Below are 25,922 nucleotides of genomic sequence, written 5' to 3' on the forward strand. Positions count from 1 at the left end.
CACTAAATAAAACTATGAACCAAACTCCTCCCAAATGGGCAAGATACCTGCTTACCCGCTTCCATCCTGAAGATACTTTAGAAGAGGTAGAGGGTGATATGGAAGAACTATATGACTATTGGGTGCAGAATTCGGGGGTGTTCCTGGCAGATGTGCGCTACTGTTTTAGCGTGCTTACGGTTTTGCCACCTTTTGTTAGGCGTCGGAAGAAAAGAGAATATAATCAACCTTCAACCTTAGATATTGCTATGTTACGAAACTATTTCAAAATTGCCTTTCGGAACCTGTCGAAACAAAAGCTTTATTCAGGAATTAATATTTTAGGTCTTTCCTTAGGCATAGCCTGTGCTTTAATTATAGGCATGTGGGTGCAGGATGAGGTCAGTTATAATCAGTTTATGTCAGATGCCGACAATGTATATTTAGTAAGGGTCAATTATGGGCTTGCAAATGGAGAGATTGTTACAGGCCCTGCTACTCCCAGCCCCTTGCAGGAGGTAATTGCACAGGATATTCTTCAGGTGAAGGCAGTTACGAAAATTACTTATGAGCCTGAACAATTACTTGTAAAAGTGGGGGAGACATCAGCCAAAGAAAAAGGATATTATGCCTCTGCTGATTTCTTTAAAGTGTTTTTATTACCCACTATTACGGGAGACCCCAAAACAGCACTGATGAATCCTAACCAGATTGTGATTACGCGCAAAATGGCTAAGAAGTATTTTGCTCTCGGTCAAGCCATCGGAAAAAAACTTCAATTAGATAACCAGAAGTTCTATACTATCGGGGCTGTTATTGATGACCTGCCTACTACTTCAACACTTACTTTCGACTGGGTTGTCAACTTCAGTAATATTGAGCAGCCCTGGATGAAAAGTTGGGGCAATACCATGTTTAAAACATTTGTTAGACTTCAACCTAATACCACAGCTACGGAAGCAGAGGCTTCCATGAAAAACCTGTTCCGTCGCTATACCAAAGATGAGGATGATGCAGGCTGGCCTGTTCTTCAGTCGATTACAGACGTATATCTTTATGGAGAATACAAAAATGGCAAAGGAGTCGCCGGACGGATTGAATATGTTCGTATTTTTTCTTTGGTCGCATTGTTTATTCTATTGGTGGCCTGCATCAATTTTATAAATTTAACTACAGCCCGGTCGGCCCTTCGGGCGAAAGAGGTAGGTGTGCGAAAAGTGGTAGGAGCTTTGCGCTCTTCAATAATTGGCCAATTCCTGAGTGAGTCTATACTCATTAGTGTTCTTGCCGCTATTGTGGCATTAGGTTTTGTCTGGACTGTCTTACCAACCTTCAATAGCGTTTTTGATAAGCAATTATCTATCAATTTAACTGACAAAAATCTATGGTTGATGTTGGGAAGTGTAGTGCTGATTACAGGGCTTGTATCGGGCAGTTATCCTGCTCTTTTTTTATCAGGACTTCGACCTGTCAGAATCTTAAAGGGACACTTGCAGTCTGGGGTTGGTCCGGCCTACTTCCGTCGCATACTGGTTGTATTTCAGTTTGCACTTTCCATTTTTTTAATTGTAGGTATGCTGGTGGTAGGTCGGCAGATGAATTATCTAAAAACAACGAACTTAGGTATTAATAGGGAGAATGTATTGTATGTACCATTAGAAGGTGAAATTGCACAATCAACCAAAGTAGAAGCCTTTCGGGATGAAGTGATGCGCCAACGAGGGGTGGCATCAGTAACTATGACCAGTTCATTACCTGTAGATATACAAGGTACCTCAGGAGATTTGGATTGGCAGGGCAGAGAACCCAAACAACCAAGTAATGTAGCTGCCATGCAAGTAGGTGGGGATTTCATCCGAACCATGAACATTCAATTGATTGAGGGACGGGATTTCCGGACTAATAGTCAAGTAGATTCAAATAGCTATATCATCAATGAAGCAGCCGCGAAGATGATGAATATGGAATCTCCGGTAGGTAAAGAAGTGAAATTCTGGCAGGGTAAAGGACCCATTATTGGTTTAATGAAAGACTTTCATATCAATTCACTTCACCAGCAAATTATGCCTTTAGTCCTGTGTTTTAATCCGGCAGGAACCAATTACCTATTAATTAAAACTCATGCCGGACAAACCGAACAGGTTATTGCTGAATTAGAAAAACTAACAAAGCAGTTTAATCCAAACTACCCTTTTACCTATCATTTCGTTGATGAGGCCTACGGGAATCTTTATAAAGCAGAGCAGCAGGTCAATATTTTAGTCAATTATTTCGGTATGCTGGCCATTTTTATTTCCTGCTTAGGCTTGTTTGCACTTGCGGCTTTTACAGCTGAACAGCGTAAGAAAGAAATAAGTGTCCGTAAAGTATTAGGCGCAAGTGTAAGCAGTATTGTAGCCATGTTGTCAACCGATTTTCTGAGACTGATCGTGATAGCACTCATCATCATTACCCCTTTAGCTTGGTGGGCGGTATCTGAATGGCTCGATACCTTTGCTTACAAGACAACACTATCCTGGTGGATCTTTGTAGTCGCAGGGTCATTAGCTATAGGCATTGCCCTGATGACAGTAAGTTACCAAAGCATAAAAGCCGCTTTGATGAATCCGGTGAAGTCTTTGAAAAATGAATAAGTATGAACTGTGATTAATCTTGAACTATGATTTAGCTGATTAAATGATTTATGTGATTCAATTGAATAATCAAGAATCAGTTAAATCAAAGTTCAAGACAGAAACAAATTATAATGAAAAACTCTCCACCCAAATGGGCAAATAACCTCCTCTCCCGATTCCACCCCGAAGACACTTTGGAGGAGGTAGAGGGAGATTTGGAAGAAATGTATGCCTTTTGGTTGCAAAAGTCAGGGAAGTTCAGGGCTGACCTGCGCTATGGGTTTAGTGTGCTTACCGTTCTGCCGCCTTTTGTGAGGCGCCGGAAAAAAAGAGAATATTATGAAACCTCAAATTTAGCTATTACTATGTTCAGAAATTATTTCAAAATCGCTTTTCGTACGCTATTAAAGGATCGCCTGAATAGCTCATTAACCATCTTGGGTCTGGCACTTGGTCTGGCCTGTGTGCTGCTGATTCTGTTGCATGTTAAAGACGAATTAAGTTATGACAAAGGCTTCACAAGCGCCGACCGCATTTACCGGATTAATATGGAAAACATCGGCGAAACTAACCGACGCTGGACTGCTACTTCTCCGGTTTTAGCTATTGAAATGCAAAAAGAAATTCCGGCTATTCAGACTATTGCCCGGTTTAACCGACCTTATCCCGACCGTGTTTTTAGTTATAAAGCATCTTCTACCAGCGACGTAAAACAATTTGAAGAAAAACGTGGTTTTTATGCCGATTCAACTGTAACAGAAGTTTTCGATTTGCCTTTCATCAAGGGTAATCCTAAAACCGCATTAGCCCAGATGAATGCCATCGTTCTTACAGAAGATATGGCCAATAAGTACTTCGGCAATGAAGACCCAATCGGCAAATTCTTGCAGGACGATCTGGACAAACGACCATTAACGGTAACGGGTGTCATTGAGAATTTCGCATTTCCTACACATCTGGCCTTCGATTATCTTATTTCAATGTCAACCGTATATGTGCCTGAAAATCAGCAAAGATTGAGCAATAGAACCTGGTCAGGGTTTTACAACTTTGTGGTATTGAACAAAAATGTAACCAGATTGAGTGCAGAAGCGAAATTGCCTGCCTTTATGATTAAGTATTACGAAGCCAATGGAGAAAAACGTGAAGAGATTCTGAAAAGCCGGAAAATGTATCTGCAACCGATTACTGATATTCACTTGCATTCGCATTTTGAGAAAGAAATGAGTGCTAATAGCGATATACTCTATGTCTATATTTTCTCGGTAGTAGCGGTGCTTATTTTACTGGTGGCTTCGGTTAATTTTATCAATATGGCTACAGCACAGGCGTTCAACCGTATGAAAGAAGTGGGTGTCAGAAAAGTATTAGGCGCACGGAAACTGGAGTTGATCAAGCAATTCTTAGGAGAATCTACTTTGATGACACTTATTGCAGCAGTAATTGCATTGCTGATTTTCGTGCTTGTATTACCTTCCTATAATGATCTGACAGGTAAAACCCTTTCGTTTCAGACATTATTTACACCTGATAGTATGCTAACTATGCTGGGTATTATAGTTTTTATCAGCCTTGTGGCGGGTATGTATCCTGCCTGGTTTATTTCGAACTTTGAACCTATAAAATCCCTGAAAGGAAAAAAAATGGTGGGTTCATCTGTTATCTTCGTCCGAAAAGGACTTATTGTTTTTCAGTTTGTCGTATCAGTATTTATGATATTCAGTACGATTGTAGTATATCAGCAAATGAAGTTTTTCCAGACCAAGAAATTGGGTTTTGAGCAGGAACAAGTGGTGGCTGTTAAACTTTATGGTGATTTACGGGATAAAGTGAGTACTATTAAAAATGAATTATTGAGAAATACCTCGATAACACAAGTAGGGTTAACTTCCAGCTTGCCGGGTGATAGAATAGGTATGGACAGAGTCAGCCTGGAGGGAGCGCCTGAAGAAGATATACAAATGCGTTTGGTATTTGGTGACGAAAATTTATTACCGTCGCTGAAAATCGATTTAAAGTCAGGACGAAATTTTCTGCCCAAAGCCGAAGGAGCTGCGCCTGCCTTTATTATTAATGAAGCAGCAGTGAAAGCCTTGAAAATTAAAAACCCTATTGGTGAGAAAATGGTTTTCTGGGATAAACCAGGTGCGATAGTTGGCATTACAAAAGACTTCCATTATGCCTCTCTTCATGATGCTATCGAGCCATTGGTAATTGTAAATATTCCGCAAGAAACTACCTATCTTCTGATAAAAATAAAAGGGGATAACCTGACTGAAACAATACAAGAGGCAAAAAATACAGTAGCTGGTGTTTCACCTAATAGTTTATTCAGCTATTCGTTTTTAGATGAAAAAATGATGCACCTTTATGACTCTGAACAACGTATAAGCAATATCATGAAGGTTTTTGCAGTTTTCGCTATCTTTATTTCCTGTTTAGGCTTGTTTGGGCTGTCTGCTTATGTAGCGCGATTACGTACCAAAGAGATTGGCATCCGCAAAACTCTGGGAGCTTCGATATCGGGGGTGGTAATTCTACTATCTAAAGATTTTCTCTGGCTGGTAGTGATTGCAACTGTTGTAGCCTTTCCGTTAGGTTGGTGGGTCATGACTCAATGGCTGGAAGAATTTGCCTATGCCATAGATATACAATGGTGGATGTTTGCCGCAGCAGGTTTATCATCTATTATTATTGCTATTCTGACTGTTAGTTTCCAGAGTATCAAGGCGGCCTTGCTGAATCCGATTAAGAGTTTGAAGATTGAGTAGTTTAGTAAAATGATTGCTTTTTATTAATTGGAGAGAATGATATAATATGTCGTTTTCTCCAATTTTATTTTAAAACAACTTATACCTACATAATAAAAAATTGTTTTTTTCATATTTTTGCCGTATTATTCACCCACAAATGCCAATTGACTAAATTTGTTACTTATCTGACTATACTATTACAAACTTTTCAAGTATGTTGATTATTTTTTATTCGATAAAAGAACCTACATTTTATCGTTTCTCTGTTTTGCTGTGAGAAATTCCTCACTATTTATTTCAAAAACTGTTTTTCTTACTGTATGGCCTTTTTTCAGGTTTAATTAGTTGATTAACCTTTACTAAGAGCTGACCGATTATTAGAGAAGTGCTGATGACTTATGTTCTATAACATTTTTAACTTTTTATGACTAAACATCTATTTTCTGAAAACAGTATTTATAAAAAATGCTGCCTGCTGTTATTTGCTCTGACTTTATCTATTACACTTCATGCCCAGAAAGAAGCAGAAAAAATAAAGACTTACCTGAGAGCCAATGCTGACAAATATCAATTATCGGTTAAAGATATTGACGAGATGAGTATTTCAAGTGCTTATCTTTCGCCTACCACAGGCTGGTATCATGTATATTTTAATCAGACATATCAATCAATAGACGTTCATAATGGGTTGCTGAATGCAACCATTGTGAACGATAATGTTGCTCATATAGCCAATAATTTTGTAGCTAATATTGCAGCAAGAATTCAAAGAGATTCATCCGGCATTCTTTTAAGCCCTCTTGGTGCACTGACAAAAGCTGCACAAAGTCTGAATCTTACGCATAATCCGCTTAATAGTCGTGAAATAAGTAATGTCCCTTTGCCAAACGGACAAATAGGTAAAGCGATATATACTAATGCTGATTTATCAGATGAAAACATTGAGATAAAACTCTATTGGTTGCCTTACAATACTACTAATAATGAAGGGAAGAGGGATATTCCGAAGATAAAACTTTCGTGGGATGTCAGAATACTGTCTAAAGACCATAAAAATGCCTGGAGTGTACAACTTGATGCTGTTTCAGGAGAAGTTTTAAAGACTACAGACAAGATTATTCGTTGTAATTTCGGAGGGCGTGCACATACACATTTTCCGAATGAAGATATTGCACGGGAGCATACGAGAGAAACAATAGTGCCTATTTCTGTAGCACCTAATAGTTACAATGTCTTTGATTATCCTTTGGAAAGTCCGAATCATGGGAGCAGAACAATTGTAACAAACCCTTATACCAAGTTTACAACTTCGGGTACAGGCCCAGGGAATACTAACGGGTGGCACCACACGGCGGATAATAGCAGCTATACCACTACCAGAGGTAACAATGTCTGGGCAAAAGAGGACAGAAATGCGGATAATGAAGGTACTATAGGTGCAAGCCCGGATTCGCCTACTTTAGAATTTGACTATTCCTATACACAAGGGCCGGGCACCTCAACAGCAAACCAGAATGCAGCCATAACTAACCTTTTTTACTGGAATAACCTGATTCATGATGTATTATGGAAATATGGTTTTGATGAATCGGCAGGAAATTTTCAACAGAATAATATGAGCAGAGGAGGAAACGGTAATGACTTTGTTTATGCCGATGCCCAGGACGGATCGGGTTCTGATAATGCCAATTTTTATACGCCAAGCGATGGGGCTAATCCACGTATGCAGATGTTTCTGTGGAGTACCGGAGGTAATCCGCAATATCAGCCTGATTCAGACTTTGATAATGCCGTAATTGCTCATGAGTATGGGCATGGGTGGTCAATCAGGTTAACTGGTGGTCCAACTAATGTAGATTGTCTCTGGAATGACGAACAAGGTGGAGAAGGCTGGAGCGATTATTTAGGACTGATGCTTACAACAGACTGGTCTTTACTGACCCCAAGTCTGGCAAGTGCCAATATCCCGAGAGGCATTGGTACCTATGTATTAACAGAACCAACAAACGGAGATGGTATTCGGCCGTATCGTTATTCTTATGATATGGCTAACATCAACGCTCCGGTAACTTATGGAAAGGTGGCGACCTATGCTGTTCCGCATGGAGTAGGTTCTATCTGGGCAACCATGTTGTGGGATATGACCTGGGAAATAATTATGCAGGATAACCGCATTGTGAATAATATTTATAATACAACCGAGCTGGTAGGAAATGCGGCGGCTTTTAAATTAGTAAATGAAGGTCTACGGCTTCAATCCTGTAGCCCGAGTTTTATAGATGCACGTAATGCTATCCTTGAAGCAGACCAGTTATTATTCAATGGCCGCTATAGATGTGCTATCTGGAAAGCATTTGCCCGACGTGGTTTAGGTTTAAATGCCTCTACAGGAGGAAGTTCTGATGATACTTACGTGATAGAAGATTTTACCCCGGCTACTGACAGACCATTGACCTCTCCATTAAATGTTACTGTATGCTCTGGTAGTCCGCTGACATACAATGCTACTACCTCAGCAGGTGGTGCAACTACTTTTAACTGGACACGCGCAGCGGTAGCCGGAATCAGTAATGCTGCTGCAAGTGGTAGTACTGCCACTGTTAACGAGACTTTAGTCAATACAACAAGTGTACCTATTACTGTTGTTTATAGGTTCTATCTGACGCCAAGTTTATGTCCGGGTTCACAGGATGTGTCAGTAACGGTTAATCCATCACCCATAGCAGAAGTAAGTGCTTATTCAGTATGCCAGGATGGGGTGGTACCGCAGGGAGAGGGGTTGGTTATGATTTCGAGTCCGGCTACGGATGTAGTTAACGGAACGCTGACTTCTAATTCTCCTACATATGTACGGGGCTATGGAAATCGTACAACGACCTATTATCCGGCTGCTTCTGTGTATTATCAGACTCATACTTTCACACCAACGGTATCTGGTTATGTAACATTTGAAACAATAGAAGCTATCCTGACCAATGGCTCTGATGATAATTATCTGTCGCTCTATCAACATTCTTTTGATCCGAACAATCCTGCTAACAACTTTCTGATGGGAGATGATGACAGTGGTTATGGGTGGTATGCCAGTATAGAATATCCGGTTGTAGCCGGAACTACTTATATACTTGTAGGCTCAACCTATGTTACCGGATATACCGGAACATACAGAGTTGCCGCTACTATGCCTGTTTTTGGTGGACTTACCCAATGGTTTACAAGTAGCTCGGGAGGAAGCCCTATTGCAACAGGTAATATATTTAATCCTGTAGGTGTATTAGACTCAGGAGTCCCGAATACAGCTACTCCTGCTACAACCGTATTTTATGCAGGTTCAACGGGTTCAACCTGCCGTACCCAGACAACCTTTACAATCAACCCTTATACAATGGGAGGAAACCTTGAAGGAAGTACAACAGTTTGTGGAAGTAATAATTCTGGTACAATTACACTAAGCGGCCATGTTGGCTCAGTTATCAGATGGGAGTCTTCGACTAATAATTTTAATGATATTACTATAATTAATGATACCACTACCACGCTTGTTTATTCAAACATCGTTCAGACTACGCAGTTCAGAGCTGTGGTAAAAAGTGGGGCTTGTTATGAGCAAAATTCAGGTGTAGCCACTATTACTCTACTACCGGGCGAGTCTCCGATAGTTACAGGAGCCAGCCGCTGTGATGCAGGAATATTGACATTGACTGCAACGGGTTGTAACAGCGGCACTGTAAACTGGTACACGGTAATTAGTGGAGGTTCGATTATTTCCACAGGTACAAGTTATACGACACCAACGTTATCAACCACTACTACTTATTATGTCAATTGTTCGGTAAGTAGCTGTGCAGCAGGCAGGATTCCTGTAACTGCTACCATAACTTCGTCTACAGCGCCAGCAACATCAGGTGGGAGCAGCTGTGGGAATGCTTCCATAATACTTACGGCTACTGGTTGTGCCAATGGTATAATTAACTGGTACACAGCTGCGAGTGGAGGCTCGGTTATAGCTACAGGTACGAGCTATACGACACCAACCTTATCAACCACCACTACTTATTATGTGGGCTGTACAATTAATGCCTGTACTTCTGTCCGTGCTTCTGTAACGGCTACCATTACCCAAACACCAGCTAACCCGACACCTGTTAATGGTGGGCGTTGTGGACCAGGATCTGTGACGCTTACAGCTACCGGTTGTGCCAATGGTACAATTAGTTGGTACACAACCGTAAGTGGTGGTTCGGCTATTGCTACCGGTACGAGTTTTGCTACGCCAGGTTTGTCAACTACTACTACTTATTATATCAATTGTACAGTTAATAGTTGCCCGTCAAATGGAAGATTGCCCGTAACTGCTACCATTTCTGCCGGCCTGGCTGCCCCATCGGGTTCTGGGGGTGCTCGTTGTGGTACGGGTTCTGTAACTCTCACAGCTGTAGGTTGTGCCGGAACTGGAGGAGGTACACTCAGTTGGTTTACGGGTGTGAGTGGAGGAGTTGTTGTAGGTACTGGCGAAAGTTATGCTACGCCAGCTATTTCGGCTACTACAACTTATTATGTAGCTTGTGTACTTGGGGTTTGTTCTTCTACAAGAGTTTCGGTAGTTGCTACCGTTAATCCTGCCCCAGATTCGCCGATACCAAATAATGTTAATCGTTGCGGCAATGGTACTGTAACTCTTACAACTACAGGTTGTAGCAATGGTGATATATACTGGTACACAGCTTCAAGTGGTGGTTTTGCCATAGCTGTAGGTACAAGCTATACTACGGCTGGCCTCACGAGCTCTGTAACTTATTATATAAGTTGTGCAGTAGGAAATTGTGCTTCTGAGAGAATACCAATTACAGCGACAGTAAATCCTATTCCGGGAACACCTACTACTACCAGTAATAGTCGTTGCGGTGCCGGGACAGTAATACTTACAGCTTCTGGTTGTACTGGGGGTACTATTAACTGGTACACAACCAATAGTGGGGGATCTGCTATTGCAACCGGAACGAGTTTCTCTACTCCAAGTATTAATTCTACTACTACCTATTATGCCAGCTGTGTGCTCGGGCCATGCCCTTCTAACAGAATCCCTGCAATAGCCTCTATTAATCCTTTACCTGGTGTGCCTGTTCCGACGGGTGCCAGCAGATGTGACGTAGGAACTGTAACGCTTACGGCAACAGGTTGTTCAGGGGGTACGATTAACTGGTATACAGCTAATAGCGGAGGATCTTCAATTGCAGCCGGAACAACCTATACTACACCCAACCTCAGTACCACAACTACTTATTATGCAGGTTGTACTTTGGGTGTGTGCCCATCTGAAAGGGTGTCGGTTATAGCAACAATTAATCACACACCTGATGTACCATCATTAAACGATGGAAGCAGATGCGGGCCTGGAAGTATAGGACTTACAGCTACCGGTTGTACGGGCGGCACTATCAGTTGGTACACAGCTATTAGTGCAGGCTCTTTACTTACTACAGGGGGGAGTTATACTACACCAAATCTGAGTACTACTACTACTTACTATGTAAGCTGTACCGTTGGTTCTTGTATGTCTGCAAGGGCTCCGGTTATAGCTACTATCAATCCGAATCCGGTTGCTCCTATACCAAATAATGGTAGTAGCTGTGGAACCGGACCTATAAACCTGTCAGCGACAGGTTGTGCAGGTGGGACAATTAACTGGTACACTGCTAATAGTGGAGGCTCCTCTATTGCCGCAGGAACAAGTTATACAACGCCGGGTATTTCAACTACTACTACTTACTATATCAGTTGTACAATGGGGTCTTGTGTCTCTGGCAGAGTAGCTATTACTGCTACCATTAATTCTGTTCCTGATGTTCCAACGCCACTTAATACCAGCCGATGCGGCACAGGTACTATAGGTCTGACTGCTACGGGTTGTAATGGAGGCACTCTTAACTGGTACACATCTGCTACCGGAAGCACGGCTATTGGGCAAGGAGGAACATTTACTACGCCGAGTATCTCGGCCACTACTACTTATTATGTAGCATGTGTTGTGGGTTCTTGTGCTTCTTCGAGGGCTTCAATGTTGGCTATTGTGAATACCAACCTCACTTATGCCGCTGGAAATCAGGCAGCCGGAACTTATAAAGCTTCACAAACTATTACGAGTGCATCAGATATAAGTACGGGTACCAATTATTTTGCAGGTCAGGCAATTATGCTGATGCCCGGGTTTTTGGCAGGGGGGAATGAGGTGTTTTTGGCCCGAATACAGGACTGTTCGCAGGGGAATTAGTGAGGAACATCGGGTATTCTAACTGGCATGCCCGATGTTTCACGATATTTCAATCACACAAAGTTGGCAAATCCGGATTAGCCTGAAATTCAAACATTTTCTCTAATTGTGAATAGGTTGCTCTATCAGTAGAGAGTGATAGATTAGATAACTCTTTTTGAGTTATCCAGGCAACTCCTGAAGTTTCGTTGGTTTGAGATAATATTTCACCTCCTGTTACTTCGCATAGAATAAAAAACTTATAGACATACCAGGGTTGATAGGGGTGGGGGTGCATTTTTTTATCGAATACCGCCAGTAATCTTGTGGCTTTTACTTTGAGTCCGGTTTCTTCCCCTACTTCTTTTTCGGCTACTTCAAATGGGGTATAACCTATATCGGCCCACCCTCCTGGGATTGTCCAACGATTATTATCTATTTTCTCCTGTACCATCAATAGTTCATCAGTACCCCGAAAGACAATTGCCCGTATATCTACTTTAGGTGTGCGGTAGCCTATTTCATCAGGAAAAAGCTGAACAATATGCTCAATATCTACATTGCTTAGTTGTGCCAGAATATGCTGAGCAATAGCATTGATTTCTTCATAGCGCTCACGATCATACGCACTTTCTGTATAAGCTAATCCGGTTTGAGCCAATGCTTGCAGGCGTTGCGAAACAGATAGCCAGTTGAGGGGATTCATGTTTTATTGAATAGTTTCAGGTTGGAAGGTAGGTAGATTATTTGATTATTTTTTTCTGAATTTCAGCCTCTTTATTTCTTAGTTCTTTATTGATATCGTTGAAGGGCTCTTTATCCGGCTTAGCTTTATCCTGATATTTTTCTATATATGCCAAAGTGGTTGTCAGTTTCAGAATCTTTCTTAAATCTTCAATTTGTAAAGTCTTCAGATTACTGCTGGCAATAATTTTTAAAAGGTCTGCTACTTTATAGCTGTACTTTTCCTGACTTTTCAAAATCAAGCTACTGTATTTTTGTTTCAGAACGGAATCACGAAGAGAATTTAAATGACTTTGAGCCGAATGATAATAATTTTGACTTTTTGAATCATAACGATTAAAAGATTCATCTGTATCTTTTTTTTTCTCGAGCAGTTCATTAGTTCCTGCTTCTAAATCTGTGAGGGCTTTGTCTTCTTTAAGTAATTCTTTATATAACTCGTTTACGACATCATAATTATACCTGCTTCCGAAAGAAGAACTGCTGGCATCTTCAACCACTTTAATTTCTTTAACTGCATCTTCAACCACTTTATCTTCCTTAGATTTTGATTTATTCTCACAACTTAAAAGAAAAGTGCATAACCCGGCAAGGCAGATGTAGGAAATAACTTTTTTCATATAGCAAAACATTTAATGGTTTAGATTTAATAGGGCAATATAAGTAACTGCTACTAAATAGTGATATTACTTCATTGAATTTCTTATCATATTTATCACCTGATTACCCTGTTCTATACCATGAAGTGAAACAGTTAATCAATCATTAGCTCAAGTACTAAATATTACTCAACAGGCAGCCATATATTAAAAATAGCACCCTCACCAGTTTTTGATTCAGCAGAGATATAACCTTTGTGCTGTTCAACTATTTTCTTCACAATGCTTAACCCAATGCCTGTACCCGAATACTCAGACTTGCCATGCAGGCGTTGGAAAAGATTAAAGATTTTTTCTTTAAACTCTTCAGGAAAACCAATACCATTATCTTCAAAAATCAGGTGTACAAATGATTGCTCAGGATTTGCCAGATTATTTACCTGTTTCCCTTTTTCTATCTTTGAAGATATGTTAATTCTGGGTTTTTCTGTTGAGAACTTTAATGAGTTACTAATCAGATTTGAGAAGAGTTGATTGATCTGTAAAGCATTAGCTTTGATAACAGGCAGTCTATTACTTCTGATTGTGGCATTTTTTTCTTTTATCAACAATTCAAAGTCGGTTTGTACTTCTGCCAGAATTTTATTCAAATCTGTCTCTGTAAAATCTTCTCCAGTTTTTGATAACCGACTATAGGTAAGTACCGACTGTATTAAATCGCTCATCCGTTGAGCAGAAGAGTTGATTTTTTCGAAGTATTTTCTGCCAATTTCGCTTTCAAAACCGCCTTTTTCTATCAGATGAATAAAGGTTCTGATTTTTCGCAAAGGTTCCTGCAAATCGTGGCTGGCAATATAATTAAACGATTCGAGTTCTTTATTTGAGTTTTCGAGAGCTGTATTTTTATCTGATAATTCAACGGTTCTTTCCTCCACTAAAGTTTCCAGTTTTTCGGTAAAGACTTTTTGTTCATGAATATCCATGAAGTTGCCAATCCAGTTAATAATTTCACCATGGTCATTCCGAACAGGCTCTCCTTGCCCATAGTGCCAACGGTATTCTCCTGCTTTATTTTTCAAGCGAAGCTCAATTTTATAAATATTGCCAGTATTTAAACTATGGTTCCAGGTTTTAGCCATCTTCTCATAATCATCAGGGTGCAGGGTTTTTAACCAGTTCTCTGGCGAAGATTCATATCCTGTATATTCTACCCAACGGCCAGAAGCATACTCCTGATTTCCTTTTGCGTCAGTCATCCATACTAATTGCGGCAATGTTTCTGCCAGTATCCTGAATTGTCTTTCGCTGGCTTCTACTTTCTTCCTTGCTTCTACCTGTGCTGTTGATTCAATTACGTGCACCATTAGTTCGGTAATTGAGCCATTCTCGTTATTTATCGGATAAATGATAAAATCCCAATAACCCGATCGAATATGGCCTTTGTAGATGAAAGAGGCAAAGAACTCATTAGCAGCAAAGGGTTCACCGCTATTATAGACATAAGAGAAGATTTCATAAATACCCTGCCCCTCAAATTCGGGGAATAGCTGTCTTAAATTATAACCTAACATCTCAGCAGATTGGCGACCGATTAGTTGCTGGAATCGGGTATTTGCTAAGCTAAAGGTATGCTCTGAGCCTTCAAGAATAGCAATAGCGGCAGGAGCCTGCATAAGAAATCCCTTTAACCGTTGTTCGACCTCTTTTCGGGTATGAGCAATTTTCAATTGGGATTTTATTCTGGATAATAATTCGTTGGCCGAAAAAGGCTTGGTCATGTAATCATCAGCTCCTGTTTCGTAGCCTTCTATTCTTGATTCTTCGCCTGCCCGGGCAGTTATCAATATTACCGGAATATGTGCTATTTCACGATTGTCTTTTACTTCCTTCAGCAATTCAATGCCGTCCATTACCGGCATCATAATATCACTCAAAATCAGATCGGGTTTATGTTGTGCTATTACTTGCAAGGCTTCTACGCCATTGGCTGCCGTAAGTATATTATATCTGGTGCTAATGATAGCCTGAATATGCTGGCGCATATCTGCGTTGTCATCAACAACTAAAACTGTTGTCAGGCTGGTATCGAAACTCCCGGGTTCTGCTACTGATTCTTCAGGTTTATTCTGTAAAAAAGAAGCCGCTTCGTCAATATATACATTTGAAATGGCATCGGCAAAATCGGCTGTGTCCTGTATTTGTGTATAGGGTAAGTGAGATTTACCCAATGGAATGCTTACAATAAATTTACTCCCGATTCCCTCTTTGCTTTCTACACTTATCTCCCCTTTATGTAGTTGTACTAATTCTTTTACTAATGATAAGCCTATACCTGTACCTTCATGTGTTCTGCCTGCGGTATTTTGAATCCGATGAAAACGATCAAACATATGAGGCAATTCTTTAGCGGGTATTCCGACACCAGTATCTTCTACACTTAATAAAACGTTTTGCCCATGTCGACTCAATTTAACTGTAACGCAACCTTTTAACGTATATTTGAAAGCGTTAGATAAAAGATTGAACACGATCTTTTCCCACATCTGCTTATCTATATAAACAGGCTCATTTATTTCATCTTCTTCAACCATTAATTTTAACCCTGCTTTCTCCATAACAGACCGGAAGTTAGAGGCGAGATTCCGGGTATAGGCTGATAAATTGGCAGGTACAAAATTTGCCTGATGTCTGCCACTCTCAATCCTGCTAAAATCGAGTAGGGTATTTACTAATTTTAACAGACGCAGAGCATTGCGATGCGTTACTTCTACATGTTGTCTTTCATAAGCGCTTAAGTGAATATCAGGTTTATTTAATAGTTCTTCTAATGGCCCGAGCATCAGTGTAATAGGCGTGCGGAACTCATGACTGATATTGGAGAAAAACAGTGTTTTGGCTTTGTCTAATTCTTCTAATACCTGGGCACGTTTGCGTTCTTCTTCATAAGCAATGGCATTGTTGACACCTAAAGAAATCTGGTCGGCAGTTAATTGAATGAAGTTTTTGTAAGCTTCGTCAAATTGTCTGTATGGATTTAAACCTATGCTTAAAATAGCCAAGGGGAATTTCTTACTGGCACCCTTGATTGGCACATGAATAAAGTGATGTGGGGCAATATCCCATGCTCCTTTTGGCAGGTCGCCCCAATGTCCGTTATTATGTGATTCAACCAATCGGTTTTCGGTTACAGCTATACAGAAATTTTCGGTATTGGAATTTGGCTTCCTAACGTCGACGCTGTCTGGTAGGGTAGGATGTTTTTCTTTAAATCCTGCCGTAGAAATTAGTTCACCTGTATCGCCATCATTATTTATTTTGTAGATCAGTGCAAACGGAAAATCCCATTTATTAAATTCAACAGCTTTAGCTGCCTGAATATATACCTCTTTCTCGGTTTTTTTCTGAACAAGGCTATCTAACTGTTGTAAAGTTTTAAGCGAACGCTCATTAATAATTCTTTCAGTATCGGTTGTGTTATAGCAAATAATACCTGCGGGCTTGTCATCATCACCCAAAACAGGGGTATAAGAAAAAGTATAATAAGTCTCTTCGGGGAAGCCACTCCGGTGCATAATCAATAACTGAGACTCTACGTAGGTGCCTTCATCTTTCAGCATAGCTTTTGAAAGTAAAGGGTTTATATCTTTCCATATGTCTTTCCACACAACCGAAGCAGGTTGGCCCAGTGCCACAGGGTGTTTGCCACGAACAATATCAATATAAGTATCGTTATAAAGCTTGATGAGGTCTTTTCCCCAGCCAATCCAGATAGGTTGTTGCGAACTAAGCATAATGCGCACGCAGGTTTTTAATTCCTGGGGCCAATACTCAGGCTTACCCAATGAAGTTTTACTCCAGTCGAAATTTCGGATACGTTCACCCATTTCTCCGCCTCCGGCAAGAAACTCATGGATTTTCTTTTCTGACATAAGCTATTCTTTTATAATTTAAGCTTTGCAATTATACTCTGGAATTCCTGTTTTGCTATATCGGTATCAATGTGTTTTTTAATAAAACCCGTAGCTCCCAACTTTTTACTGGCTTCTACAATTGCCTTTTCATTAGAGGTAGAGTACATAAAAACAGGGGTGTCGGAGAGACGTTTTACTTTTTTAATTTCTTTCAAAATCTCCAATCCATTCAGGCGAGGCATATTAATATCAATAAAAATAATATGCGGATTAAATGAAACATTCTGTAATTGCTGTATAGCGTATAGACCATCATCTGCAAATACGCATTCGGCTTGCGGATAAGCATCTGATAGAATGAACGAAAAAATTTCCTGGTCGTCTATATCATCATCAATAAGGAAGACAGTAGTTTTCTGCATTATAGGATTTAGCTGAGAATACTAAGTTGTTAAAGCAGGGTATGTTTTAGGTTCAGGTGAATTGTCATGCTATAAAAAACTATAAAATCGGGCATTATGTTATAATTTTATAGCACTACCAAAATTATGTAATTTTTTATTTGATTTCAAAATATACACGAGAATTGTTAGCATGGGGCATAGGGCTTAGGGTAGAGAGCAAAAGTCAGAAGGCATAATAGTAATATTATGTCTTTTCCTCTTGCTCCATGCGCCCTGCTCATTCACTCTTCAAAGTCTTCACCGGATTCATTAGAGATTTTTTGTGGAATGATTGTAATTCATGTAATCTGGGTAGCTATTAGACCTACCCATATCATTTTACTTGCCATCGATTATGGTAGTGCTCACTAACCAGTAAATCTGGTTTTTATGAGGGTGAAAAATATCATGACTCAGTTCAAAATCTGCTATCATGAAAATAATGAGACAAGGGCTTATGCCTATACTTAACCCTAATATATTGATAGTGGTAGAAACTTTGTTTGAAAGAGGTCTCTAAGGGTTGTTTTAAAGTAATTGCTTATCATATTGTTGAAAAAAATGATTCAGACTTAAAATTAAGCTTGCCTGAAAGCAGAAAAGGGAAATATGATTAAACACTTGAAATTTGTTTTGAATTGATAGTCAATAATCAGTAAATTTTCTTTCGTAAAGAATTGAGTGAGCGTAAGTAATTTACAATAAAGCAGTAGGAATACGCTGTTGAATGGTGTACCTCCCCTGCTTTATCTGTTATCCTTTTTTGTATCTTTAATCAAGTCTTTGGTAACTCCCAGGGAGCACGGTAATTGACTTTTAATAGTTTATTACCTTCAGTATCATTTTTAAACTGACGTTTTTGGGCATCCCATTCTAATTTCCGGCCTGTGCGGTAGGCAATATTGCCCAGTTGGGCTACTACAGCTGTATCTCTGCCCATTTCAATGGTGCAATTTGGGTCTTTACGGTCTCTGATGCATTCCAGCCAGTTTCTGGTATGTGCATCCAGGCCTGAATCCCAGCTTCTTCGCACAGGCATGGTATTCATCAGATACTTGCCGTTGTCTTCCAATGGTATAATTTTCCAATGGGCTCTGTTAATAGCTAAAATACCTTTTTCTCCAATAAAAGCTACACCCGGTTCGCTTACATCGTCTAAATAAGGTGATGTGCCCATTGCCATAAACTGCTCCCAGACCAGGCTGAAATCGCCAAAATCATAGACGGTTGTCAAAGTATCGGGTGTTTCGGCAGCATCATTCGGGAAAGCCAGTTTCCCTCCAATTGCCATGACTGATTTCGGATTTTTGGCGTTCATTCCTGCCAATACCATATCAAGCATATGCACTCCCCAGTCGGTCATTAGCCCTCCGGCATAATCCCAGAAATAGCGGAATGTACCATGAAACCTGTTTTTATTAAAAGGCCTTTCAGGTGCAGGCCCTAACCAACGGTCGTAGTCTACTCCTTTAGGTGCTTCCGAATCAGGAACTACATTGAAATCACGGCCATAATTTACATCTGCCCAGGCTTTCACTTGCCTTACTTTTCCGATAGAGCCTGTTTTTAATTCTTTCAGTGCATCTATCCAATGGCGGTCGCTACGTTGCCATTGCCCTACCTGTAATATTCGGTTATGTTTTCGCACCATTTTCACCATCAGGTCAGCCTCTTCAGGATTCAGAGAAATCGGTTTTTCTACATAGATATCTTTTCCTGCTGCACAGGCATCACATACCTGTAGGCAATGCCAATGGTCTGGGGTGCCTATCATTACAGCCTGCAGGTCTTTTATTTTGAGTAGTTCGCGGTGGTCGCTGAAAGTCTGTGGCTTATTGCCAAATTTCTTTTCTATTTCGGCAGCTCTCTGGGCAAGCAAATCGGCATCTACATCGCAGAGGGCAATACATCTGGTATCAGGGTTTTTAAGAAAAGAATTCAGGTCTGCCCAACCCATTCCACGCACGCCTATGAGCCCGACATTTATAAGGTTGGCAGAGCTGGCACGAGTAATAGCGGCCTGGGTTTCAATGAGTGGGGTAGCTACTATAGCGGCAGCTCCAATGGTAGTTGTACTAAGATTTTTTAAAAATTTCCGACGGTCATTTATCATAGGTAGGTATTGTTTATTTAGCCAAAAATAAAAAATTATAATCAAAGTTTTATATTATTTCAAGATGAGTGTTTGCTGAATCTCAAAAAATCAAAAATATACGGTGCATCTGAATTGTTTCGATAAGTCTATTTTTCTAACTCTCTTGTCAGTTTTAATTTTTGTTTGTTTCGTTTTTGTCTAATTTGTTTTTAAATAGTGCATAGTACACAACGGATAAAACAGAGCCATGATGAGAAGAATCTTATACTTTAGTATTTTTTGTTTGATTGCTTTTGTTTCTAAAGCCCAGGTGCCCACTATAACGTGGGAAAAAAGTATTGGAGGGAGTAATACAGACAAGGTTGAAAAGATTATTACAACGAGCGATGGAGGTTATGCTCTTGTAGGATACTCGTATTCTAATGACTTTGATATTCCTTCAAATAATGGAGATTGGGATATTTTTGTGAGCAAAATATCCTTTAACGGCACTATAGAGTGGAGTAAGTCTTTTGGAGGTACCGGGCAAGAACAAGGATTTGCGATACAGGAATCAGACAATGGAGATTTGATGGTGTGTGGCACTTATATCGGTTATGATGCTAATTTTTTGCCTAATTACGGACATACTGATATAGTTTTAATCAAGCTTGATAAACATGGTAATTTGCTCTGGAAAAAGAATAAAGGTGGAACCAAAAATGATTTTTGCAGAGATATGATTAAAACTGCCGACGGCAATCTGATTATTGCCGGAAGCTCTGCCTCTGCCAATACAGATGTTACTGTCAATCTTGGTAATACAGATTTCTGGATAGTGAAAATAGATAGCTCTGGTACTATTCTATGGCAAAAATCTTATGGTGGTGCTAATGAAGAGCTGGCTTATTCAATACTCGAGACAAACGACATGGGATTTGTTGTGGTAGGGCAGTCGAGGTCTGATATAGATATGGTGGGTAACTATGGAGAAGCAGATGCTTTTATTTTTAAAATAGATTCATTAGGGGATGTAGTCTGGCAAAAGCACTTTGGTGGTTCGGCAAATGACAAGTTCAGGTCGGTGCTTCAATTGGCTGATAATAGTTTTTTAGTTGTAGGAGATACCTATTCGTTTGATTATGATGCCACGCAGAATCATGGGCAGGGTGATAACCGTGATAGTTTTCTGGTGAAATTATCTGCTACAGGAGAAAAAGAATGGGTCAGGTGCTACGGTGGAAGCTCGGAAGATGATGCCCGAAAAGCCGTACAGACATCTGACGGATTGATTGTGGTTCTTAATCAGATTCATTCGACTTCAAACGATGGAGATATTAGTATAATGTATGGTGAAGCTGATTTCTGGTTGACTAAAATTGACCTTTCAGGTAATATTCTGTGGCAGAAAAACTATGGTAGTGCCGGACACGAAGAGCCTACCTGTATGCTCAATACACCCGATGACGGCTTTATATTTGTAGGTAATGCTTATCCCTATATCAATTATGATATTACGCATGGATACGGGAACGATGATATCTGGGTTGCTAAATTATCGAATATGGAACAATGCCGCCCTCAACTTGATTTATCAAAAACAGTATATTTTAACATCGCAGACTTTCAGGCAAAAACCAAAATTAATTCTTCGGTAAAAGTCCTTAATCAGGGTTCTGTTATCCATTATAGGGCTGGAGGTAGTATTTTGCTTACTCCCGGTTTTGAGATTAAAAGCGATAATATTTTTGAAGCAAAGATTGAAGGTTGCGAAGAGTATCATTAAACAGCCTTGTAAAATTCAGGCTGTTTTATGCTTTTTAAATTCTGCTTTCACAAGGCTTTCTAATTCATCAAAATTATATTTAAGGGTTGATGCTGGAATGTTCACTGGAGAACCGGAAATTTTATAATTTGCTTGAACTCCTTTCTTTGCTGCATCATTACCCTGACGGTTAATATAAGTTTCAGGCTTATTGACCATAATCACCAGAAATTTCTGATTGAATACTTTATTGGTCTTTATTTCTTTAATATCACTCCAGGGGATATGGCCTGCCGGAACGCCGGTTGAGTTGTCGGTGATACCTGTTTTATCAATAATTAATCCGGGGGCGTTGTCTTTCAGTTTTTTAGCCATTACAAAGGCTGCAAGGCCAAAAACGACAATTGACAAGATACCTATACTCAGAACAATGGTAGGATTACCCAATATGCCATTTCTAAATGATTCGGGCTTCGAAACAAACCAGATACCAATGGCGACAAAAGCAATGGCACTAATTAATAATAGCACAAGTTTTTGTTTGCTCAGCGGGATTTCGATAGGGTATTCACCAGGTTTCATATTAATTTTCTTTAGTGTTAAAGGTAATCGACTAAAATTAGAGCATTGGTTTGAGATATGCAAATGATGGAATAGAAGAGCAGGAAAATTTTAATTGACAGCACGCAATATATTCGCATCTGCAAGGGGGTTAAATAAATTTGCACCGCATTGGTAAATCTGTTAGCTTTCGGATTCAACCTTAATAGATATTGAAAAATGCTTAACCATCATCTGAGAAAAATAATCGGTGCAGTAGTCATAATGACTATTATTTTCTCATGCGCCAAAGAAACCAAAACAGAAAATAGGGATAAATTACCAATAGTGGGAACATGGAGATTATTGTCGGGTACATTGATTGAAAAGGGTGATACGACTGTAACCGACTATACTAAAGGGTTATCTTTTATTAAGATAATCAACGACAGCCATTTTAGTTTTACTAATCATGATTTAACTCATGGCAAAGATTCGACAACGGCAGCTTTCTCAGCCGGGGCAGGGACTTATACTTTAAAAGATGATACCTATACAGAGCATCTGGAATATTGCAACGCAAGAGAATGGGAAGGGCATGATTTTACTTTTACCATTGGAATCAAAAATGATACTCTTGTACAAAAGGGTGTTGAAAAAATAGAAAGCCAGGGCATTGACAGGCTGAACATTGAAAAGTATGTGAGGGTGAAGTAGAGGGTTGTTTAGCATCGATATAATACCTAAATTAGCATAGCTGTATAGGCTTATGTTACAGTTCGAAAAACCTATGAAACACTATCTATTCACGGTAATACTATTACTATTCGCCTGCATTGCCAAAGCAGATGTGATCAGAGAAATTAACTCACCCGATGGTTCTATCAGGTTAGTGGTTAGCGTAAATAATAGACTGACTTATAGTATTTTCTATAAAAGCCAGCAGTTGGTTTCTCCATCAGAAATAGATATAATTTTATCTGATGGGAAAAAGTTATCTGACGGATTGGCAAACCCTGCATTTTCGCAACGGAGTAATAAGAGCGTAATCATTTCCCCTGTTCCCGAAAAGAGAAAGCAGATCCCTGACGAATATACTGAGCTCAGTCTCACCTTAACCAATTCCTTTGGTGTGATATTCAGAGTGTATAATGATGGGATGGCTTATAGAATCATCACACATTTCAAAGAAGATATTCAGGTAAAGGATGAAGTGGCGGACTTCCATTTTCCGGTTAATCATCAAGTGTATTTCCCGAAAGTAGTTCCTGATAGCAAAATGGATAAGTACCATACCAGTTTTGAAGAACTCTATACGGTTCAGGCCATGGATAGTATTTCAACAAACGATTTATTCTTTACACCCGTTTTGGTAGCCCCCGAACGAGTGCCAAAAGTAGCCATTACAGAGTCGGATTTAGAAGATTATCCGGGCATGTTTCTGACAGGCACAAGGAGTAATGCGCTGAGAGGAGATTTTGCGCCATATCCGGCAGAAGAAACCGAATCAAATGAATTATATTCTTTGAAATATGTAACCAATCGAGCCGATTTCATTGCCAAAACCAAAGGAAGCAGGGTGTTTCCATGGCGGGTATTAATGATTGCGCCACAAGATAAAGACCTGCCTGCCAACGACCTCGTGTATAGGTTAGCGTCACCATCGAGAGTGGCTGATGTATCATGGGTAAAACCTGGCAAGGCAACTGACGAATGGATTATTACTTCTAATATTTTCAATGTACCATTCAAAAGTGGGATTAATACTGAAACATACTTATACTACATTGATTTTGCCAAACGTTTTGGTTTTGAGCGTATTATGATGGATGCCGGGTGGAGTGATAATAACGATCTCTTTAAAATCACGCCCGGCATTGATATGCAAAAGATTACGAGTTATGCCAAGAGTAAAGGCATAGGAGTAAGTATGTGGACCTTAGGATTAACTTTAGAAAAACAATTAGAACCTGCTTTAGACCAGTTTAATAAATGGGGCGTTGATTTTATCATGACCGATTTTTTCAATAGGGATGACCAGAAGACTGTACAGCTATTCTATAAAATAGCAGAGGCCTGTGCGCGTCATAAACTCATGCTGATGTTTCATGGAGCTTTTAAACCTGCCGGGTTTAATCGTACTTTTCCACATGCCATAGCCCGTGAAGCTGTCTTGGGTTCTGAATACAATATCTGGAGCAGTAAGGTAACACCCGAGCATAATTTAAGACTACCTTTTATCAGAATGCTTGCAGGGCCACTTGATTATGAACCGGGTATGCTGAATAATGCAACTGTACAAGGGTTTAAACCACATTCGGAAAATGTGATGTCGATGACTACCCGAACACAGCAATTGGCGATGTTCGTGATTTATGAAAGTCCGATTCAGTTTTTTGCAGGGAACCCTTCGCAAGGATTTATAGAACCAAAATTTATGGAGTTTTTAGGAGGTATTCCTACTGTTTGGGACGACACCCAGGTTCTTGACGCTAAAGTAAGTGATTATATTGTAACAGCCCGCAAAAAGGGTAAGACCTGGTATGTAGCTGCCATGACCGATGCCACAGCCCGCGATTTAACCATTCCACTTGATTTTCTGGAAGCAGGCACTTATACAGCCACCATCTGTAAGGATGGGGTAAATGCTGATAAATACCCTGCGGATTATAATATATCTACTGCAACATTTAGCAAGAAAGATGTATTAAAAATTCATTTAGCGCCAGGCGGGGGGTATGTGATTAGGTTGGTTAGGAAATAATAAATCTCTAAAACAGATAAATGTGCGGAGTAGCCTTGGCTATCAGTTTGCTGATAACTTACTATTGCTGCTTTTTCTTTCCCAATTTCAATTTGGTTTCACCGCCAACTACTCTGCCGTTTTCATATTTATAGTTCGACTCCACCTTTTTATCCTCTTTCTTGCCATTCCAGGTATCGTTTACTTTGGGCTTGTCAGCAGGAGTAGTTTTCTTGTATTTTGAGAAATAATCAGGCTTTCTTGCAGGGACTTTTAAAGAATCTTTGCTGCTGTTGGTAGAGTCTTGCTGTGTTTTTACCGAATCAGGTTTTTGAGCAAAGACAGAAGTATAAGCTAAAAAAGTGAAGGAGAATAAGAAAGTAATAAGCGTTTTCATAAGATTATCTATTTTATTGGAAAAGAGATACTCTATAAATGTACGTAATCTATTTGATATTCTTACTACTCAATATTAATAAAACAATACCTTAATTTTTACTTTTAATGGCATTGTATTCTTCTACAATTTTCTTAATATCTTTGGCTTCATAGCCCTGGCTACCTATTTTTTTCATAAGTTCGGGGGCGTCAGCAAAAAATTCTAAGGCAGTATCCATAAAATCTTCTTCCTGTGCCTTGCGTTTGCCCATATTTACTTCTTTGCCGGGAGCATTTGTCCATTTCAGGTAAAAGTGTTTGGCTAATATGGTTTCATTCACAAAGGTCTGTCGGTTATTTATGGTCTGTACTTGTCGGGTATGTTCAGTGGCTTCATAAGAAATCAGACTTAATGGGCCTTTCACTACGTAAGCTCCTAAAACGGTTTCGTGTTTCTCACGTTTTTTATTAGTCTCTATTTCAAATTGTATATATTCTCTTGTCCCATCTGGCAAATTTTTGATGATAGATTGTACATCTTTATTCTGAATTGTCGACTTCTTACTTGTTTTAGCATCTTTAAAACTAAAATTATCATTGGCAATAGGAGAGGTGCTTCCTTTCAACACAGTGCCATTCGTCAGGGTGATTTCGGTAGAATAGTATTTTATTTTTTTTGTTAGTGACGACTGGCAGGCAAACAAGCCGGCCAAAAGCAGAAAAAACGAGATAGCTCGTTTGGTAAATCGGGTGAGAGAAGCGGTCATTTAATTGATATAGTTTCTTTGGTTATTATGCTTATAAGTCTTTGGTAAGACGAATCATTGTCAAATATAATAAAATTCTGAGCCAATACTATTGAGGCATTTAGGCATAGGTAGTCCTAAAAATGTAATGCTATGTTTATCTTTGTAAAAAGAACAAAGATGAACTGTAGTCATTGTAATAGCGAAAATACTAAAAAGAATGGTCATACCCATTATGGTAAGCAAAACTATTTATGCCATAATTGTAATCGTCAATTTGTGGAGGGAGGTCAGGATTGGTTTGTGAATGAATCTGATAAAATTCTTATTAACAAGTTACTTTTAGAGAGAATATCTTTATCTGGTATTTGCCGAGTATGTG

15 protein-coding genes and 1 pseudogene are annotated in these 25,922 nt (G+C 39.6%); 8 read left to right on the top strand and 8 right to left on the bottom strand.

The features are described from left to right. Positions 1-14: 14 nt before the first annotated feature. The 3 genes from H1R81_RS21500 (at position 15) to H1R81_RS21510 (ending at position 11,618) form a co-directional block, all read left to right on the top strand. Positions 15-2,612 (top strand): ABC transporter permease, encoded by a 2,598-nt coding sequence (locus H1R81_RS21500; protein WP_220275282.1) that lies wholly within the window; start codon positions 15-17, stop codon positions 2,610-2,612. A 113-nt stretch (positions 2,613-2,725) separates the two neighbouring features. Then, entirely contained in the window at positions 2,726-5,365 is a 2,640-nt protein-coding gene (locus H1R81_RS21505) for an FtsX-like permease family protein (RefSeq protein ID WP_220275283.1), read from the top strand. A gap of 406 nt (positions 5,366-5,771) precedes the next feature. Next, on the top strand, positions 5,772-11,618 hold the full coding sequence (locus H1R81_RS21510; protein ID WP_181842803.1) for a M36 family metallopeptidase: 5,847 nt from the start codon (positions 5,772-5,774) through the stop codon (positions 11,616-11,618). A 49-nt stretch (positions 11,619-11,667) separates the two neighbouring features. Here H1R81_RS21510 and H1R81_RS21515 read toward each other — a convergent pair whose 3' ends face one another. From H1R81_RS21515 to H1R81_RS21530, 4 genes are all read right to left on the bottom strand, one after another. Then, on the bottom strand, positions 11,668-12,303 hold the full coding sequence (locus H1R81_RS21515) for an NUDIX hydrolase N-terminal domain-containing protein (protein WP_181842804.1): 636 nt from the start codon (positions 12,301-12,303) through the stop codon (positions 11,668-11,670). Positions 12,304-12,340: 37 nt separating this feature from the next. After that, positions 12,341-12,961 (bottom strand): hypothetical protein, encoded by a 621-nt coding sequence (locus H1R81_RS21520; protein WP_181842805.1) that lies wholly within the window; start codon positions 12,959-12,961, stop codon positions 12,341-12,343. Between the two features lie 164 nt (positions 12,962-13,125). Then, positions 13,126-16,869, bottom strand: a complete 3,744-nt coding sequence (locus H1R81_RS21525) for an ATP-binding protein (protein WP_181842806.1) — start codon at positions 16,867-16,869, stop codon at positions 13,126-13,128. Positions 16,870-16,880: 11 nt separating this feature from the next. Next, positions 16,881-17,273 (bottom strand): response regulator, encoded by a 393-nt coding sequence (locus H1R81_RS21530; RefSeq protein ID WP_181842807.1) that lies wholly within the window; start codon positions 17,271-17,273, stop codon positions 16,881-16,883. 228 nt (positions 17,274-17,501) lie between these two features. On the opposite strand from H1R81_RS21530, the gene H1R81_RS21535 reads away from it, so the two are divergent. Further along, positions 17,502-17,666, top strand: a complete 165-nt coding sequence (locus H1R81_RS21535) for a hypothetical protein (protein WP_181842808.1) — start codon at positions 17,502-17,504, stop codon at positions 17,664-17,666. 403 nt (positions 17,667-18,069) lie between these two features. Here H1R81_RS21535 and H1R81_RS21540 read toward each other — a convergent pair whose 3' ends face one another. Beyond that, positions 18,070-19,407: a Gfo/Idh/MocA family protein gene (locus H1R81_RS21540; protein WP_181842809.1), complete on the bottom strand. Its 1,338-nt coding sequence runs from the start codon at positions 19,405-19,407 to the stop codon at positions 18,070-18,072. Positions 19,408-19,636: 229 nt separating this feature from the next. On the opposite strand from H1R81_RS21540, the gene H1R81_RS21545 reads away from it, so the two are divergent. Next, a complete protein-coding gene (locus tag H1R81_RS21545) occupies positions 19,637-21,154 on the top strand; it encodes a 3-coathanger stack domain-containing protein (RefSeq protein ID WP_181842810.1) in 1,518 nt (505 codons plus the stop codon). A gap of 15 nt (positions 21,155-21,169) precedes the next feature. On the opposite strand, the gene H1R81_RS21550 is transcribed toward H1R81_RS21545, so the two are convergent. Then, on the bottom strand, positions 21,170-21,715 hold the full coding sequence (locus H1R81_RS21550; RefSeq protein ID WP_181842811.1) for an STM3941 family protein: 546 nt from the start codon (positions 21,713-21,715) through the stop codon (positions 21,170-21,172). A gap of 243 nt (positions 21,716-21,958) precedes the next feature. On the opposite strand from H1R81_RS21550, the gene H1R81_RS21555 reads away from it, so the two are divergent. After that, positions 21,959-22,390: a lipocalin-like domain-containing protein gene (locus H1R81_RS21555; protein ID WP_181842826.1), complete on the top strand. Its 432-nt coding sequence runs from the start codon at positions 21,959-21,961 to the stop codon at positions 22,388-22,390. A gap of 73 nt (positions 22,391-22,463) precedes the next feature. Then, the gene (locus H1R81_RS21560; RefSeq protein ID WP_181842812.1) at positions 22,464-24,437 is read left to right on the top strand and encodes a glycoside hydrolase family 97 protein; all 1,974 of its coding nucleotides are present in this window, start codon (positions 22,464-22,466) and stop codon (positions 24,435-24,437) included. A gap of 61 nt (positions 24,438-24,498) precedes the next feature. Here H1R81_RS21560 and H1R81_RS21565 read toward each other — a convergent pair whose 3' ends face one another. Together H1R81_RS21565 and H1R81_RS21570 are read right to left on the bottom strand one after the other, a co-directional pair. Then, positions 24,499-24,813, bottom strand: a complete 315-nt coding sequence (locus H1R81_RS21565) for a hypothetical protein (RefSeq protein WP_181842813.1) — start codon at positions 24,811-24,813, stop codon at positions 24,499-24,501. A gap of 91 nt (positions 24,814-24,904) precedes the next feature. Beyond that, on the bottom strand, positions 24,905-25,561 hold the full coding sequence (locus H1R81_RS21570) for a hypothetical protein (RefSeq protein WP_181842814.1): 657 nt from the start codon (positions 25,559-25,561) through the stop codon (positions 24,905-24,907). A gap of 132 nt (positions 25,562-25,693) precedes the next feature. Between H1R81_RS21570 and H1R81_RS27340 the strand changes: the two are divergent. Beyond that, positions 25,694-25,922 (top strand): annotated as a pseudogene (locus tag H1R81_RS27340) (IS1 family transposase); the annotation flags it as partial.

It is taken from the genome of Emticicia sp. BO119 (genome assembly GCF_013912375.1).
GTDB lineage: Bacteria > Bacteroidota > Bacteroidia > Cytophagales > Spirosomataceae > Emticicia.